12 protein-coding genes are annotated in these 16,374 nt (G+C 33.2%); 8 read left to right on the top strand and 4 right to left on the bottom strand.

Going from position 1 to position 16,374, the window contains the following annotated elements; genetic code table 11:
- Nucleotides 1-31: 31 nt before the first annotated feature.
- The 3 genes from ACWA1B_RS03420 (at nt 32) to ACWA1B_RS03410 (ending at nt 5,770) form a co-directional block, all read left to right on the top strand.
- Nucleotides 32-1,423, top strand: coding sequence for an NADH-quinone oxidoreductase subunit N (locus ACWA1B_RS03420; RefSeq protein WP_456904469.1), 1,392 nt, complete (start codon nt 32-34; stop codon nt 1,421-1,423).
- Between the two features lie 162 nt (nt 1,424-1,585).
- Complete coding sequence (locus tag ACWA1B_RS03415; protein ID WP_035646250.1) at nt 1,586-2,356, top strand: Bax inhibitor-1/YccA family protein; 771 nt, start codon at nt 1,586-1,588, stop codon at nt 2,354-2,356.
- A gap of 567 nt (nt 2,357-2,923) precedes the next feature.
- On the top strand, nt 2,924-5,770 hold the full coding sequence (locus ACWA1B_RS03410) for a pectate lyase family protein (RefSeq protein ID WP_456904468.1): 2,847 nt from the start codon (nt 2,924-2,926) through the stop codon (nt 5,768-5,770).
- Nucleotides 5,771-5,861: 91 nt separating this feature from the next.
- Here ACWA1B_RS03410 and amaB read toward each other — a convergent pair whose 3' ends face one another.
- Entirely contained in the window at nt 5,862-7,415 is a 1,554-nt protein-coding gene (amaB, locus tag ACWA1B_RS03405; protein ID WP_456904467.1) for an L-piperidine-6-carboxylate dehydrogenase, read from the bottom strand.
- 182 nt (nt 7,416-7,597) lie between these two features.
- Here amaB and ACWA1B_RS03400 point away from each other — a divergent pair, with 182 nt between their 5' ends.
- A complete protein-coding gene (locus ACWA1B_RS03400) occupies nt 7,598-8,554 on the top strand; it encodes an MBL fold metallo-hydrolase (RefSeq protein ID WP_456904466.1) in 957 nt (318 codons plus the stop codon).
- 350 nt (nt 8,555-8,904) lie between these two features.
- On the opposite strand, the gene ACWA1B_RS03395 is transcribed toward ACWA1B_RS03400, so the two are convergent.
- From ACWA1B_RS03395 to ACWA1B_RS03385, 3 genes are all read right to left on the bottom strand, one after another.
- A complete protein-coding gene (locus tag ACWA1B_RS03395) occupies nt 8,905-9,216 on the bottom strand; it encodes a hypothetical protein (protein ID WP_456904465.1) in 312 nt (103 codons plus the stop codon).
- Between the two features lie 124 nt (nt 9,217-9,340).
- Nucleotides 9,341-9,880, bottom strand: coding sequence for a 3-hydroxyanthranilate 3,4-dioxygenase (locus ACWA1B_RS03390; RefSeq protein WP_456904464.1), 540 nt, complete (start codon nt 9,878-9,880; stop codon nt 9,341-9,343).
- A gap of 94 nt (nt 9,881-9,974) precedes the next feature.
- A complete protein-coding gene (locus ACWA1B_RS03385) occupies nt 9,975-11,066 on the bottom strand; it encodes an endonuclease/exonuclease/phosphatase family protein (protein WP_456904463.1) in 1,092 nt (363 codons plus the stop codon).
- A gap of 210 nt (nt 11,067-11,276) precedes the next feature.
- Here ACWA1B_RS03385 and ACWA1B_RS03380 point away from each other — a divergent pair, with 210 nt between their 5' ends.
- The 4 genes from ACWA1B_RS03380 (at nt 11,277) to ACWA1B_RS03365 (ending at nt 16,232) form a co-directional block, all read left to right on the top strand.
- Complete coding sequence (locus ACWA1B_RS03380) at nt 11,277-12,176, top strand: S66 peptidase family protein (protein WP_456904462.1); 900 nt, start codon at nt 11,277-11,279, stop codon at nt 12,174-12,176.
- A gap of 164 nt (nt 12,177-12,340) precedes the next feature.
- Nucleotides 12,341-12,712 (top strand): YraN family protein, encoded by a 372-nt coding sequence (locus tag ACWA1B_RS03375; RefSeq protein ID WP_035646274.1) that lies wholly within the window; start codon nt 12,341-12,343, stop codon nt 12,710-12,712.
- A 119-nt stretch (nt 12,713-12,831) separates the two neighbouring features.
- Nucleotides 12,832-13,488: a hypothetical protein gene (locus tag ACWA1B_RS03370; RefSeq protein WP_008466087.1), complete on the top strand. Its 657-nt coding sequence runs from the start codon at nt 12,832-12,834 to the stop codon at nt 13,486-13,488.
- Between the two features lie 563 nt (nt 13,489-14,051).
- The gene (locus ACWA1B_RS03365) at nt 14,052-16,232 is read left to right on the top strand and encodes a glycoside hydrolase family 97 protein (protein WP_456904461.1); all 2,181 of its coding nucleotides are present in this window, start codon (nt 14,052-14,054) and stop codon (nt 16,230-16,232) included.
- The last annotated feature ends 142 nt before the right edge of the window (nt 16,233-16,374 follow it).

The following is a 16,374-nucleotide window of genomic DNA, read 5'->3' as shown; positions in this document are numbered from 1 at the left end:
GTTTTAGATTTCCTAAATCAAAAAAACAAAAATGAATACATTAATAGCTATAACAGGATTGGGTATTTTTTGCCTATTGTTTGAAATTCTAAATTTTAGAAAAGGCATCGTTCCATTTACCATTTTAGGTTTATTGGCTGTCTTGGCACTAAACTATTACGAATTTGGATCAACAGCAAGTTATTACAACAACATGATTGTGGTGAGTAAATTCTCGACTGCATTTTCATCATTGTTTATTATTTTAACTATTTTCCTAGTAGCTTTAAGCCATAATTTCTACGAAAATCATCAGACAAAAATCTCCGATTTTATTGCAATAAAAATATTTTTATTAGCGGGTGCAGTTGCTATGGTATCTTTTGGAAATTTAGCAATGTTTTTTCTTGGAATCGAAATCTTGTCAATCGCATTATATGTACTTGCAGCGAGTGATCGTTTGAACATAAAAAGTAATGAAGCTGGTATGAAATATTTCTTGATGGGATCTTTTGCATCAGGAATTATTTTATTTGGTATTTGTTTAATTTACGGAGCAATGGGAACTTTTGATGTTACAGAAATTTTCGAAAGCTCTTTATCTGCTGAATTGCCAATATGGTTTCCAATCGGAATGATTTTAATGACTATCGGAATGTTTTTCAAAATTGCTGCAGTTCCATTCCATTTCTGGGCTCCTGATGTTTACGAAGGTTCACCGGCATTGACAACAGCATTAATGAGTACTTTAGCTAAAGTTGTAGCAGTTGCAACGCTTTATAAATTAGTAGCTGGATTAAACTTAATTCCATCATTAGAAAATCAAGATCTTTTAGGAACATTTGAAAACATTGTCGTTATCATTTCTATTGCTTCAATGACAGTGGGTAATATTATGGCCCTTCGTCAGACAAATGTAAAACGTATGCTGGCATTCTCAGGAATCTCACATGCAGGTTTTATGTTAATGACATTTTTAACTATTGCAACATCAGCCGGCGTTTTATTATATTATGCTGCGGCTTATGCTTTAGCGGGAATTGCAGCATTTAGTGTTATTTTATATGTATGCAAAAATCAGGATAATGAAGATGTTACAAATTTTCATGGTTTAGGAAAAACGAATCCTTTATTGGCTGCAATCTTGACAAGTTCATTGTTATCAATGGCCGGAATTCCAATTTTTTCTGGATTTTTTGCTAAATTATTCTTGTTCAGCCAAACCATCCAATCTGGTTATATTGCTCTAGTTATTGTGGCTGTTATCAACTCTATTATTAGTGTTGGCTATTATTTCAAATTAATTTTGGCAATGTATTCAAAAGAACCTAACGAAGAGCGTACTGGGAAACCATTTCTTATTTATGCAGTTGCAATTGTTTCAATTAGTTTGAACATCGTTTTAGGTTTATTCCCTTCTTTAGTTTTAGATTTATTGAGCTAAAAAGCTTATTCAAAATATGTAAAGCCCATCAAATATTCTTTTGATGGGCTTTTTATTTATATTCAATTTTAGCAGGAAAAACTCATGTTAAAAATTTAACGCAAATCTGTAGACTTAAAAAAAACTTCCTATATTTGATTTCACCTAAATGTATTTTAAACTATGGCTTTCAATTCAAAAAATCCATTTTTAAACAGCAAACGTTTTTCATCAAATGCTGTTTCTAGAGCTGAAGAAGTGCACGAAGCGCAAATTATTGATTATGATCAGGAAATGACCGTTTCAGGAACAATTAATAAAACAGCTATTTTATTTTTAATTCTATGTGGAGCAGCCATGGTAACGTGGTGGATGGCTTTTAATGGAATTAACATCATGCTTCCGGCAATGGGAGGAGCAATCGTTGGACTAATCTTAGTATTAATTTCAGCGTTTAAACCACAATATTCGCCTTATCTGGCACCTGGTTATGCCTTATTTGAAGGTTTATTTATTGGAGGTATATCTGCAATTTTTGAAGCAATGTATCCTGGAATTGTAATTAATGCCGTTGCTGCGACGTTAGTAACATTTTTAGTTTGTCTGGGTTTATATAAATTTGGAATCGTAAAAGTTACTGAAACATTCAAATCTGTAGTAGTTGCTGCTACATTAGCGATTGCAACTTATTATTTATTTTCTTGGTTAGCTTCTCTGATATTCAATTTCACTCCTGTTCATTACGGAAACGGAATGATGAGTATTGGAATCAGTGTTTTTGTAATTATTATTGCAGCTTTAAACTTATTCCTAGATTTCGATCAAATTGAAAAAGGTGCGCAGCAAAGGATGCCAAAATATATGGAATGGTTTGGCGCTATGGGATTAGTAATCACATTAGTTTGGTTATATATCGAATTCCTAAGACTGTTATCTAAATTATCGAAAAAATAATTTTTTTCTAACTTATAAAAAAAGCCTTTTTGAAATTCAAAAAGGCTTTTTTTATGCTTATTATCTAGCTTAAAAAAAAATCTCTCCTCCCTTTTTTCTTTCTCTTCCAAAAACTTCATTAAAAAATAGTTTTGTTGATTTTAATTCCTCTTTGTATACTTCCAAAATAAAAAATTGCATCCAAACTATTTATTCAAAGCAAAATTCTGAATTGAAAAACTACAAAAAGTAATCTATTTCTTATTTTATTAAAACTGCCCTAAATTTTAACAAGTCTGCAAAAATTTAGAGCATTCGGAACTACTTTCTGATATGTAAAAAATAAAAACGTAGTAAAATAAGACTTCACACAAACATTGTATATTGTGTAATAAATTACAATTAATGCAATTTATTACACAATATGTAATTTAAAATTTAAATTTTTAAGTAATACGTTTTTTATTAGGCAAATAATTACGAATATAAAAAATTTGTATACTTTTGTGTAATCGATTACAATTAACCAACGTAAAAGATAATCAAAACCACAAATAGCTATTACTAACTTTATTAACCTTAACAATTATGAAAAAAAACCTACTTTTTATTTTCGTTTTACTTGCGAGCGCACAAATCTGGGCGCAACAAGTTTCAATTACAGAAGCATCAGGCTGGCTTGAATCTGCTTTTGTAAAGTGGCAACCTGTAAGTGGCGCACAAACTTACAATGTCTATTATTCTGGAAATGGAATAACAGACCAAAAAATTGATGACCAGCTTATCAGAAGCTACGGAAGTTATTTTCGTGCTGACGTTCCTGGATTAAAAGCTGGATCTTATACGATCAAAGTAAAACCTGTAATTTCAGGAACAGAAGGAACTGGATCTACAACTAGCACACTGACAGTTTCAGCGCACGATCGTAATGGATTTGCTTTTGAAAGCGGGAGAATTCCCGGCGGTTACAAAGCAGACGGAACTCCAAAAGACAATGCCGTAATTCTATACATTACGCAGAATACTAAAAATACGATTTCAATGAATATTACTGGAGCAAGTGCAAACCCTTGCGTTGGTCTTCAGAATATTTTATACGCCATTAAAAAAGGAAAAGATACTCGCCCTTTTATTATTAGATTAATTGGAAATATTACTGATATGACTGTAATGGAAGGTGGTGATGTCGTAATCGAAAACGCAAATAATGCGGCAAGTTATGTAACGATAGAAGGAATTGGAAATGACGCTGTTGCTAACGGCTGGGGCGTTCGCTTGAAGTCAGCTTCAAATATCGAAGTAAGCAATCTTGGATTTATGAACTGTAATAGCACAGCTGGCGATAATGTTGGAATGCAACAAGACAACGATCATATATGGGTTCATAATTGCGATTTATTCTACGGAAATGCCGGAAGTGATGCTGATCAAATTAAAGGAGATGGGGCTTTGGACAACAAATCTTCAACTTACATTACCTTATCATACAACCACTTTTGGGATAACGGAAAAGCAAGTCTTTTAGGGCTAAGTGAAGGAACTACAACAGGTTTATACATTACCTATCACCATAACTGGTTTGATCATTCCGATTCTCGTCATCCAAGAGTTCGTTACTATTCAGCACATATCTATAACAATTATTACGATGGAAATGCCAAATATGGCGCTGGATCAACTATGGGGTCATCTCTTTTTGTAGAAGGTAATTATTTCCGCAATGCAAAACATCCAATGCTGACTTCATTGCAAGGAACTGATATTTGGGATGAAGCAAATCAAGTTAATAATGCCGGAACGATGGGGACATTTTCTGGTGAAGCCGGCGGATTTATTAAAGCTTTTAACAATACTTTTGATACTTCAAACGGAACAAACAACATGCGTTTTGTCGCTTATAATGATCCCAATCCGTTATATAATATTTCAGGAAAAATAAGTTCTACAACAGATTTTGACGCTTATGTCGCAACAACGAGAGGCGAAACCGTAAGTAGTACTATCAAATCTAAATCGGGCGCAAATTCGTATAATAACTTTGATACTGATGCTTCATTGTATGTTAAAAATCTAGTGATTGATCAACCTGCAACAGCAAAAACTAAAGTAGCACAATACGCCGGACGTATTTCTGGAGGAGATTTAAAATGGACATTCGATAATAGTGTCGACGATACATCCTCTCTTGTTATTACAGCACTAAAATCAGCTTTGACAAACTACACTGGAACATTAGTTGCTGTACAAGGAGAAGGAAATCCTCCTGCGAGTTCGCAAACACTGACTTCGACAGGAAATCAAAATCAAACCGTTTCAAGCGGAACTGCAATTGCATCAATTGTATTTACTTGGGGTGGAGATGCTACTGATGCGACTGTAACAGGTTTACCAGCATCAGGCCTTAGTTTTGCAAAAAATACAACTGCAAAAACAATTACGATTACGGGAACTCCAACCGCAACAGTTTCTTATTCAATCGCTACAAGTGGAACAGGAACTCCGGCAACTGCTTCAGGAACAATAACAGTTACAGCGGCCGGAGCACAAACTTTAACCTCTCCAACAAACAACAATCAAACTGTTGCCAGCGGGACAGCGATAACTTCAATAGTGTTTACTTGGGGAGGAACTGCTACAGATGCTACAGTAACAGGTTTGCCGGCATCCGGAATTAGTTTTGTAAAAAACACAACTGCAAAAACAATTACAATTACAGGAACACCAACAGCAACTTTATCATACTCAATTGCAACAACAGGAACGGGAACACCTGCAACAGGTTCTGGAACAATTACTGTTACTACTGGAACACCAAGCGGAGATGAAATTCATAATTTTACTACTTCTGGAAAAACAAGTTCTTTCTATACAATTACAGGAAATATGAACTCTACAGATGGTTCTGTAACATACAACGGACTAACCTTAACTAAACGCTTAAAAATTGAAACGAGCACGTCTATTTCATATACAACAACAAGCGCTTCAACATTAACTTTAGTTTTTGATTCTAACTTTACCGGAACTATTAAAGTTGATAATGTTTCTTATACTGCATCTGCCGGAATTGTAACAGCATCAATTGCAGCGGGTTCGCATACTATTACAAAAGGTTCTGTTGCAAATTTATTTTATATTAGTACAGCGTATAATACGGGTAGCACTTTGCGAATGACGAAAACTGCTGAAGTCACTACAGAGCCAGAAACGTCTAAAGTTGTTTTATATCCAAATCCAGTTTCTGATATGTTATATATTTCTAAATCAACTCAAACTATAGAGCAAGTTTTCATTTATAATATGTCTGGAACATTAGTAAAAAGTGCAGGAAAAAATGCAGAAAGTATTGATTTGAGTACATTGATTTCGGGAACTTATTTAGTAAAAGTTAATACTAGCGATGGTTCTTTTAACCAAACTATTCTAAAAAAATAAAACAACAAACCTAGCTTAACAAACCCAATTTTAAATGTAAAAGGCTTCCGATAATGGAAGCCTTTGCTATTTAGTATAAAATACCGAAATATTACAAATCAAATTTAATTCCTTGAGCTAAAGGAAGATTTGTAGTATAATTGATTGTATTAGTTTGACGTCGCATGTAAATTTTCCATGCGTCAGATCCAGATTCACGTCCGCCTCCGGTTTCTTTTTCACCACCAAAAGCACCTCCAATTTCAGCTCCAGACGTTCCGATATTTACATTCGCAATTCCACAGTCAGAACCTGTAACCGATAAAAATCTTTCGGCTTCACGTAAATTATTCGTCATAATTGCCGAAGATAATCCCTGAGCGACTCCATTTTGAATTTCGATTGCATTATCAACATCACCAGAATATTTTATCAAATACAAAACCGGAGCAAAAGTTTCATGTTGTACAATTGCAAATGAATTTTCAGCTTCAGCAATTGCCGGTTTTACATAACAGCCACTTTCATAGCCTTCACCTGAAAGCACTCCACCTTCAACCAAAATTTTTCCACCTTCAGCAACAACTTTATTTAATGCAACTGCATACTGTTCAACAGCATGTGCGTCAATAAGCGGACCAACGTGATTGTTTTCATCAAGCGGATTTCCAATTCGTAATTGTTTGTATGCTGCAACCAGCGCATCTTTTACTTTATCATAAATACTTTCGTGAATAATCAATCTTCTAGTTGAAGTACATCTTTGTCCTGCCGTTCCAACTGCGCCAAAAACAGCTCCAATAACCGTCATTTTAATATCTGCATCGGGAGTAACAATAATGGCATTATTTCCTCCTAATTCTAATAAAGATTTACCCAATCTTCCTGCAACTGCCTGAGCAACAATTTTACCCATTCTGGTAGAACCTGTCGCAGAAATTAATGGAATACGAGTATCTTTTGTCAACAATTCTCCTATTTGATAATCTCCATTTATTAAACAAGAAATTCCTTCTGGTAAATTGTTTTCCTTAATTACCTGAGCAATTATATTTTGACAAGCGATACCACAAAGAGGTGTTTTTTCAGATGGTTTCCAAACGCATACATCACCCGAAATCCAAGCCAAAGCTGTATTCCAAGACCAAACCGCAACTGGAAAATTAAACGCCGAAATAATTCCAACAATTCCCAACGGATGATATTGCTCATACATTCGATGTCCTGGTCTTTCAGAATGCATCGTCAATCCATGCAATTGACGCGATAATCCAACGGCAAAATCACAGATATCGATCATCTCCTGAACTTCTCCATAACCTTCCTGAAGTGATTTTCCCATTTCATAAGAAACTAATTTGCCCAAAGCTTCTTTGTTTTGACGCAATTTTTCTCCAAACTGACGCACAATTTCACCACGTTGTGGCGCAGGAATTAATCTAAAAGTTTTGAAAGCCTCAGTCGCCGAACGCATTACTTTTTCATAATCTTCAAGAGTTGAAGTTTTTACTGATGCAATTAATTTTCCATCAACAGGTGAAAAACTATCTAAAATTTCTCCTGATGAAAAGTTCTCTACTCCTGTTGAAGTTCCTTCATTAACTAGTTTGATTCCTAATTTTTCCAGCGCTTCATTCATGCCAAATTGTGATGCTATTGTTGTCATTGTAACTTTTTTAGTTAAAATTGTTATATTTTTAATGTAAAGATATTCTTTTAGAATTAATTTCAAATTGAAGTGTCTTCATAAATAAAAGTAAATTTAAGATTATTTAGTAGTATTAACAGAAATGAAGCCTTATTTATTGGATTTATTTAGTGAAATTTGCATTACTCAAAACAACAATTATGACCATTTTCAGTAGACTTTTACTTTGTTTGCTTTTAATTTCAACGAATGTTTTCTCTCAAAAAGAAAAACCTTCTTTTCAAGTAGTTCCTTTAGGAATAAAAGGCGGAATTGATGAAAAAAATCTCTCGGCCTATTTAATAGCGCCTTCAAATACAAAAGATTTTATTTGCCTGGATGCCGGAACTTTAAATGCCGGAATTGAAAAAGCAATTGAAAATAAAGTTTTTAAAGTTTCAACGAGTGAAGTTTTACGCAAATACATCAAAGGATATTTAATTTCACATGCGCACTTAGATCACGTTTCTGGTTTAATTATCAACTCTCCTGCCGATTCTTCAAAAACCGTTTATGCTACTGAAAAATGTATGGAAATGATGGAAAACCATTATTTTAACGACCAGACTTGGGCCAACTTTGGAGATAAAGGTGTAGGATTTCCACTAAAAAAATACCATTTTCAAACCTTGAATTTAGGTGAAGAAACTCCTATTTCAAACACAAAAATGACAGTAAAAGCTTTTCCTTTAAGTCATGTTAATCCATTTGAAAGTACTGCATTTTTAATTAAATCTAATGATTCTTATGCTTTATATTTAGGTGATACTGGCCCAGATTCTGTTGAAAAAAGTGATAAGCTAAAAAATCTATGGACTGCAGTTGCGCCTTTAGTCCAAAACAAACAATTGAAAGGAATTTTTATTGAAGTTTCCTTCCCGAATGAACAGCCTGACAAGTTTTTATTCGGACACTTAACCCCAAATCACTTAATGACCGAGCTTCATGTTTTAGAAGAATTGGCTGGAAAAGGCTCTTTAAATAATTGCAAAATTATTGTTACGCATTTAAAACCACCAACTAAAAATATTGCAAAACTTAAAGAACAAATTAAGAATCAAAACGATCTAGGTTTGAAGATTATTTATCCTGAACAAGGGAAAAAATTTGAGTTGTAGAAATTATTTTGTAAGTTATTTTCTATATTTTTGCCAAATAATCTAAACTTTATCATGAGAATTGTTTGGTCAAAAAAAGCGAATTAGACCTTTTATAATATTCAATATTATTTAGAACAACATTGGACTTCAGCTATATTACAAAAATTCATAAAAGACACATTGCATATTATTATTTTACTTGAAAAGAATCCTGAATTGGGCAAATACAATACAGAACTAGAATGCCGGGAAATTGTTCTTTCAAAGCAGGTTAAATTATATTATGAAATAAACGAAAATGACGTAATATTAGTAGCTTTCTCAAATAATCGTCAAAAACCTATGAGTTTTTTCAATCTCCAAAATTTTTAGATAAGATTTTTACTTTTTAATTTTACAAGCATTTCTTCATGAGTTATATAATCTCTATTTATATAATCAAGTTTCCCTTGTGCAATGTCCGCTTTTAATTGCAATTTAAAATTTTCTTCTGGAGAAAGAATTTTTGCAATTGAAAGCATTTCATCAGGAGTAAAAGTCTGAGTCTTTAATTTTCGATAAAATGTCGGACTCGGAATACCAATTTGTTCAATGATATAATTTTTTTTAAAAGGAGATTTAGTCATTAATTCCTCAATATCATTAACAATATTTTTATAAGCAATAATTTCCTGTATCATGATTGATGTATTTTTATATCATTTATGATACAAATATACATTAAAAACAATATAAATATATATTTTTGAATGAAAATACACTAAAAAACCCCGGATAGTTTTTTAAAAATCTACGGGGGTGTATTTATTTCTTAGCCGTAAATCTCGGATCTGTTTCCATCACAGTTCCACATTTATCACAAGTTCTTAATTCCTCTGAATTGTAAAAATACTCGAAATGAGGAAGGAAATCTTTTTCGATATTATGAAGTTCAAAATACACTTCATAAAGTTTATGATTGCAATTATCACAATGCCAAAGCAGTCCATCTGTATAACCAAGTCCAGCGCGTTTTCTTTCAATCACCAAACCTATTGAACCTTCAGCACGAACAGGGGAATGCGGTACTTTAGCAGGATGAAGATACATATCTCCTGCATTTAATTCCATTTCCTTGCGCTCGCCATCTTCCTGAATTACGACTTTTATACTTCCTTCTAATTGGTAAAAAAGTTCTTCCGTTTCGTTGTAATGATAATCTTTTCGGGCATTTGGTCCGGCAACAATCATCACAATATAATCACCTGAATCAACATAAAGGTTTTTATTTCCAACTGGCGGTTTCAATAATTGTCGGTTTTCTTCAATCCATTTGGTAAGGTTGAAAGGTTTTGCTATAGCCATTTTTTTCAGAATTTATGAAAAGCTAAGTTAACGAAAAGTTTTCAGTCCCAGTCTCAGTTTTCAGATTCACTGAGACTGAAAACTGAGACTGGGACTAAAATTCTTTTATCAAATAAATATAAACCGGAAAATGGTCGCTAAAACCTACTTCGGTCAAGGAATTTCTTAATGGATATCCTTTGTATTTCCCAGAAGTCTGAATTAAATAAGGCCGATTAAAAATTCCGGCTTTCCAAAATTTAAAACTTGAAAAATCTGGCTGTATTATAGTTTGAGTCATAATAATTTGGTCAAAAATATCCCAGGAATCTCTAAAAGCCAAAGTTCCCATTCCTTTTTCGGCCATTTCTTCAAATGGATTATAAACTCCGAATTCGGGAACTTCGATTTTCTTGGATTTTGCTCCCAAAGCCACTTTTAAACTTTTATTAAATGGTCCGTCGTTTAAATCGCCCATTGTTATAATTTTTGCAAATGGATTTATTTGTTGCAATGAATCGATAATTTTTCTGTTTAATTTTCCTGCGGCTTCACGATACGGACTGCTTACTTTTTCTCCACCCGACCGCGAAGGCCAATGGTTAACGATGATATGAATTTCTTCATTTTCAAGAAAACCCGTTACCAAAAGCTGATCTCTTGTAAACACTCGATTTTTATCAACTTTGATTTCAACATCGCCTAAATCTTCATTTCCATTCTCCTGAACGGCAGTTTTATTTTTATAAATTATTAAAGGAATATTTGAAAAAGAAGTGGGTCTGAAATATTTTTTCTGATACAAAAGCGCCACATCAATTCCCCGTTGGTCGGGTGAATCAAAATGAATAATTCCATAATCTAGACCTATAATTTTTTCTTGTTTAATCAAATCTTCAAGAACACCTCTATTTTCAACTTCAGAACAGCCAAGCAAAGTTGGTGCATTTAAATTTTCTGAAGTTCCAATTTCAGAAATTACCTTAGAAAGATTCTTTAATTTTTGCTCGTATTTTTCTTTTGTCCAATGCTGCGCTCCAGTAGGCGTCCATTCATCATCATTTATACTTGGATCGTTAATGGTATCGAAAATATTTTCAAAATTGTAAAAAGCTATTGTATGAATATTGTACTTTTTGGGTTGGGCATTTATAATAGAAATTGTAAAAAAAACAATCAAACAAAATTGAAATTTAATAATTTGCATAACTTTAAAAAATTAAAGGACCAATTTAAATAAATTGTAAGAAATTTAATTCATTTATTGATTTGAATATTTAAATTTGCTTCTGACTAATATTAAACAGCAAAAGAAACCATGAATAACCTCCTTACTATCAAGAAACGTTTTACTTTTTGTAAAATAGCATTTCTTACTTTTGCTTTACAAACAATCACTTGTCAATCTCAACAAATCATGATAACACCGCCTTATTTACAAAAAGGAGATACTGTAGCTCTTTTGGCAACAGCCAGAAAAAATATCGACGACAATTTAAAACCAACTATTGATTTATTACACAGCTGGGGATTAGAAGCTGTTGTGGGAAGCACCATTGGTCTCGATTATCACCAACTGGCAGGAACTGATGAACAACGTGCTGCCGATTTTCAAAAACAATTAGACAACCCAAATATTAAAGCAATTTGGTGCGTTAAAGGCGGATACGGAACTGTTAGAATGTTAGATTTATTGGATTTTACCAAATTTAAACAGCATCCAAAATGGATTATTGGTTTTAGTGATGTTACCGTTTTGCATAATCATTTAAACACAATGGGCTATAAATCAATTCATGGTGTAATGCCGATAACAATTCCGCGCGCAACTCCAGAGGCGATCAGTTCTTTAAAAGCAAGTTTATTTGGCGAATCATTATCTTATACAGTTGCTCCATCTCCTATGAATCGTTTTGGAAAAGCTACAGGGGAATTAGTTGGTGGAAATTTATCTATTTTATATAGTTTGTTAGGTTCACCATCAGCAATTGACTGCAAGGACAAAATTTTATTTATTGAAGATTTAGACGAATACCTTTATCATATTGATCGTATGATGATGAATTTGAGACGAAACGGCTGTATCGAAAATCTTAAAGGAATCGTCATTGGAGGAATGACAAAAATGAAAGATAATGAAGTTCCTTGGGGCAAAAACGCTCTTGAAATTATTGATGATGTAACCAAAAAATATAATATTCCTGTAATTTTCAACTTTCCCGCAGGTCACATTAGAGACAATAGAACTCTGATTATGGGAAATACAGTTACAATTGATGTAAATGCTTCTGGAAGCACTTTAAGTTTCCAAAAATAATATCGAATTAATTCCTTTTAGGAAAACTCAAAATACCACATAAAATCTCGCAATCCTGATAACTATCGGGATCAAAGTCGCAAAGTGTTTCTAACCTTTGCGACTTTGTGTTTTTATATGCAAAAAAACTTCAAACTTGAAACTTTAAACTTTAAACAAAAACTATGGCAGAACACAATGAACTAGGAAAACTCGGAGAAGATCTTGCTGTCTCTTATCTCGAAGAAAATGGTTATGAAATTTTAGAAAGAAACTTTATTATTCAAAAAGCCGAAATAGATATTATTGCACAAAAAGATTCCATTTTGGCCATCGTAGAAGTCAAGACAAGATCGAGTTTGGATTTTGGTTCTCCGCAGGATTTTGTCAAGCAAAAAAAAATTCAGCTGCTCATAAAAGCAGTAAATGCCTACATAAACGATAGGGAAATGGATTTTAATGATGACTTAAATATTCGTTTTGACATAATTGCAGTCCACAAAACCGAGGAAACATTTGCAATTGAGCACCTTACTGACGCTTTTTATCATTTTTAACATATTTTTTTATTGTTATAATTGTAACAATTTGTTTTTTTATTTATCTTTGTCAAGATTTATAACATCAAATTAACTAAACCAACACAATTAAGTTACAAAAAAAAAGAAAAAAAATTATGAAAACCGTTTCATCAATCGTCGAAAATTACATCAAAACAAAACCTTTTTTATTGAATGCATTATCGCTCGGAATTATCAATTTGACTTCCCTGTCTCGAAACATTATGACGGAGCTGGAGAGTGAATTTGGTAAAGAGGTAAAACAGGGTGCTGTTGTAATGTCTCTTAAAAGACTGACTGAAGAATTAGATTTTAAATTAAACCACAAAATCAATAAAGTAATTAAGAATATTGGTGAAATTACAGTTCGTTCTGAATTGACAGATTACACTTTTGCTGCATCTGAAACTGTTTTGAACAAACAAGCTGATTTAATTTCTGATATTAATGCATTATCTGATATTTTTTATACCTCATCTCGTGGTGTAAATGAAACTAATATTGTTGTGAGCAGCAGTGTTAATCACTTAGTTGAAAAACACTTTATGCGAGAAAAACTAATTCAGAAATTAGACAATTTAGCTTCAATTACAGTAAAACTTCCAAAAGAAAACATCGTAGTTCCTGGAATTTACTATTTCATTTTCCAGCGTTTGGCTTGGGAAGGGATTATTATCAACGAGGTAATTTCGACTTCAAATGAATTTACAATTTTAGTTGGCGAAGACCAAGTTGACGTTGCTTTCAAAGTAATCAAAGACTTGAAAAACTAAGTTTAATTTTAGAATTATTAATATTTCAATTTCTACAGTCCTTTTGTCTTTTTTAATTAAAAGATGAAAGGACTTTTTTATTCAGACCATTTGAAAAATTAGCACTTAATCGTACCGCAAATAAGAATATCAGAAATAAAAATTCAGGATATTCGGAAGATGCTTTAAACGATGTTGTTTTTGTTGAAGGTTCTGTCGGAATGTACAACTCAAATGAAGAATTTGATGTTACAAAAAATACTATTTTGAAACCACTAAAACCAATTAAAAACTTTGAGAAACTAACATTACGGAAATAAAAAAATCGGAAAGAGTTGCAAACAATTTACGATTAACTAAGTGATTGGATATAACGAATTAACTACAATCAATTAACAAAATTATGAAAAAAAATCAAAGTATACCACTTCAACCTCATTGGCAAATATTAGTTGGGTTGATGCTTTAAGAGAAAGTCAGGTAACAATTGATGCCGAAATAAATTTAGCCGATTATCAATATTTAATACTCAAAAAACAATAAAAAGCCTTTAATAGAACTAGATTTGCACAAAACCAAATAACATGAATTTTCAATCCAAAAAAATCCTGCTTCAAATTCGTTTAGGCAAAAAAACTGCTCTTTTATTTTTTGTATTCGCAAGTACGTTTTGGCTTCGAGCACAAGAGATAACTTCGCCAGACAAAAACCTTTCTTTAAAATTTGAATTAAAAGAAGGCGGTGTTCCTTCTTATCAATTATCTTATAAACAAAAACCTGTTATCAAACCAAGTTCATTAGGATTAGAAATTCAAAATGGAGCTTCTTTTATGGACGGTTTTACAATTACCAATTCAGCACAAACTTCGTTTGATGAAAGCTGGGACCCAGTTTTGGGAGAAGAAAAAACGATTCGCAATCATTATAACGAATTGGTTGTGACTTTAGAGCAAGCGAAAAACAACAACCGATTTATCCGAATTCGTTTCCGTTTATTCAACGATGGATTAGGTTTTAGATATGAATTTCCGAAGCAAAATCATCTAAGTTATTTTGTAATCAAAGAAGAGCGCACCGAATTTCAATTGGCTGGAAATCATAAAATTTTCTGGATTCCGGGAGATTATGATACCAATGAATATGCGTACACCACTTCGAAGATTTCAGAAATTCCGTCCTTAATGAAAAAAGCGACAATCGAGATTAATGCGCAATATCCGATAAAAGAATTATCTGTTCAAACGCCATCAATGATGAAATCTGATGACGGTTTGTACATCAACATTCACGAAGCTGGATTAATAAATTATCCCGCAATGTATCTTGAAGTTGATGCCAAAACCAACAAAATGATGAGTCATTTGGCGCCAGATGCACTTGGAGCAAAAGGTTATATGCAAACTGATGCACAATCGCCTTGGAGAACTATTGTGGTAAGTGATAAAGCAACAGATATTTTAGCTTCAAAATTAATTCTGAATCTTAACGAACCTACAAGTTACAAAGATGTTTCATGGATTAAACCGGTAAAATTTATCGGTATTTGGTGGGAATATTTTGTTGCCGGAAGAAGCACTTGGGCTTTTGGAAAAGAAAATAATGTAAAATTAACTGATGATTTTACCAAGCTTACGCCGAATGGAAAACACGGAGCAACGACAGAACGTGCCAAAGAATACATTGATTTTGCTTCAAAAAATGGTTTTGATGCAATTTTGATTGAAGGATGGAACATCGGTTGGGAAGACTGGATTGGAAACTGGAAAGAAGAGGTTTTTGATTACGTAACTCCTTATCCGGATTTTGATGTAAAAGCGGTTCATGAATATGCCGCTTCAAAAGGAGTAAAAATTATCATGCATCACGAAACTTCGGGATCAGCAACGAATTATGAAAGACGTTTAGACCGCGCTTTTCAGTATATGAATGATAACGGATATGATGCGGTGAAAACAGGTTATGTTGGAAAAATCATTCCGCGTGGCGAACACCATGACGGACAATGGATGGTCAATCATTATATAAATGTTGCCAAACGTGCCGCCGATTATAAAATCATGATTGACAGCCACGAAGCCGTTCGTCCGACGGGATTAAACCGAACTTTTCCAAACTGGATTGCTCAGGAATCTGCGCGGGGGACGGAGTTTGAATCGATGGGCGGATTAACTCCCGATCATACCACAATTTTGCCTTTTACAAGATTAATGGGAGGCCCAATGGACTTTACACCGGGAATTTTCCAAACTGATCTTTCATATTATGGAACCGGAAGTACACAACGCGTAAACACAACTTTGGTAAAACAATTGGCTTATTATGTAACCATGTACAGTCCGTTACAAATGGCTGCTGATATTCCAGGAAATTACGAGCGTTTTCCAGATGCATTTCAGTTCATAAAAGATGTTGCTGTAGATTGGGATAACAGTTATATTCTCGAAGCAGAACCTGGAGATTACATTACAATTGCTCGTAAAGCAAAAGGTAAAAACGAATGGTTTATTGGCGGAATAACAGATGAAAATGCCAGAACAGCAAATCTTTCTTTTGATTATTTACCCGCTGGAAAAAGCTACATCGCCACTATTTATGCTGATGCGAAAGAGGCAAATTGGAAAGAAAATCCACAGAAATATACGGTTACTAAAGTTATCGTAAACTCAAAAAGCAAATTGAAGCAGTATTTAGCTCCAGGCGGTGGTGTTGCTATTAGTATTAAAGAAGGAAATCCTTCTGAGTTAAAAGGATTGAAAAAGTTGTAAAACTTTGATTAATTATAATAATTAAAAATGGCGCACGAAATTTTCGTGCGCCATTTTTTATTTTATTTTTTTCCACGAATTTCACGAATTAACACGAATTAAATTTGTGGAAATTCGTGAAATTCGTGGCAACATTTATTTT

Source organism: Flavobacterium xizangense (genome assembly GCF_054075145.1).
This window is presented reverse-complemented; position numbering and strand designations above follow the sequence as displayed.